The sequence below is a fragment of the Micromonospora sp. NPDC050795 genome (assembly GCF_044456785.1).
In the GTDB taxonomy this organism is placed as follows: Bacteria; Actinomycetota; Actinomycetes; order Mycobacteriales; family Micromonosporaceae; genus Micromonospora.
On record NZ_JBITGE010000108.1, the window covers coordinates 1 to 1540 of the forward strand.

A 1540-nucleotide genomic window follows, 5' to 3' on the forward strand; every position below is an offset into this window, starting at 1 on the left:
CCACCGCTACAGCCTGACCGCCCCGACGCCGCCCGGCCGACAGGCCGGACGGCGTGTCATCCAACACCGTGAACGTTCGTGGTCACGGCACTAGGTTCATCCGTCGGCGGCGGATCCGTAGTGCCTGCACGGCGTGCGCAAAGTCCAGCGCGAGGGTGCCGGTGCAGGTGACGGCTTGCAGGCGGCGGATGTCGTAACGGCCGTGTCCCCGGGGGCTGGTCTCGTCCTGAATCGGGTCTTCGCCCAGGGCAGGGTCTTGAGCTGGTGATACAGACGCGGCTGATTCTTCTTGACGGTGAACAGTTAGGCGGCCTTCTTGTCGTCGACCAGCCAGCGGGCATGCTCGCGCTGGGTGTGTAGCGCGTCGGCGGTGACGACCACCGAAGTCAGGTCGAGCGGGGTCAGCAGGGGCTGGAAACGGGTCAGCTCGTTGGTCTTGCTGTCGACGTCGACCTGGCCCAGGACGGTTCCCGTGCGCTGATCCAGCACGGCGAGCAGATGCACCTGGGCGCCGGCCGGGCCGCTGCCTCGTAAGGTTTTGCCGTCCACGCTGCACACCTGCAGGCCCGAGCCCGGGACTGGCTGAGATGCCAGGACCCACCGGCCGACCGCCTCGTCCAAGGCGTCGGCGTCGACACCGGCCAGGATCCGCCGGAACGTCGATTCATCAGGAGGCCCGGTACACCCCAGTGAGCGGATCCCGGAACACGCCCAAGTCGGCGAGGACCTGCTGCGGGGCGTCAGCGGCCCATTCCGCGACCGCCGCCGCGGAACGGGCACCAGTCAGTACCGCCGCGACCGCCGTGACCAGCATCGGAGGCAGCGCATGCACGACACCGCGAGGCTCACGCCGATCCGGCACAGCCGTCAACGCCTCCACAAGACCCGCCCGACGCGATGCGGGCAACGACAATTCGACCTGATCCGCGTGCAGCGCGAGCACACCAATCAGATGATGATCCCAACGAGCGCGGTCCTCTTTGATCTTCCCAGACTCGACACCTGGATGACCACTGAAAGGATGCGCCCGGCCTCGTACCACCAGGATCAGGAGTGTCTTCCCGAAGCACCCGCAGCCGTCATATCGCTACCTTGCCTGAACCCTGTCGGTGGTGGTCAGCCAGTCGGCCAGGATGGTCGATGGTGTTTCGCCGGTGGGTGGTGGCATTGACGTGGCGGCGGTGTGGAATACGTCGGGTGACAGGGTTTCGGTGTGGGTGCGGGTGGTGGCGTCTGGGCGGTGGACGATCCGCACGTTCGCTCCGAGGCGCAGTGTGGGGGGCGCGGTCGTGGGGGGTGGTCCGCGGTAGATCAGGGCTACTTGGTGGCGGTGCAGCAGGTCGGTCAGGGCGGTGTCGGGGGGTGTGTGGGTCACGACGAATGGTTTCTCGCCGCGCCAGCGATAGCGTTCGAGGAGGAGCCCGAGGGTTGTCAGGTCGTCGGTGTTCAGTGAGCCTTTTTCGTCCTGCGTAGCGGTCCGCTTCGACGTGGTGCAGGGCGAGGATGGCCTGCACGATCGCGGTGGCTCGGCGGGGGCAGC

At 67.3% G+C, this 1540-nt stretch carries 3 protein-coding genes; all 3 read right to left on the reverse strand.

Features of this window, described 5'->3' with window-relative positions:
- Positions 1–303: 303 nt before the first annotated feature.
- Complete coding sequence (locus tag ACIBEF_RS32395; RefSeq protein WP_396797226.1) at positions 304–780, reverse strand: ISAs1 family transposase; 477 nt, start codon at positions 778–780, stop codon at positions 304–306.
- Positions 668–943, reverse strand: a complete 276-nt coding sequence (locus ACIBEF_RS32400) for a transposase family protein (RefSeq protein ID WP_396797228.1) — start codon at positions 941–943, stop codon at positions 668–670. The genes ACIBEF_RS32395 and ACIBEF_RS32400 overlap by 113 nt, the downstream gene beginning before the upstream one ends.
- 144 nt (positions 944–1087) lie before the next feature.
- Positions 1088–1540 (reverse strand): hypothetical protein (locus ACIBEF_RS32405; RefSeq protein WP_396797229.1); only part of this gene is annotated, 453 nt, incomplete at its 5' end.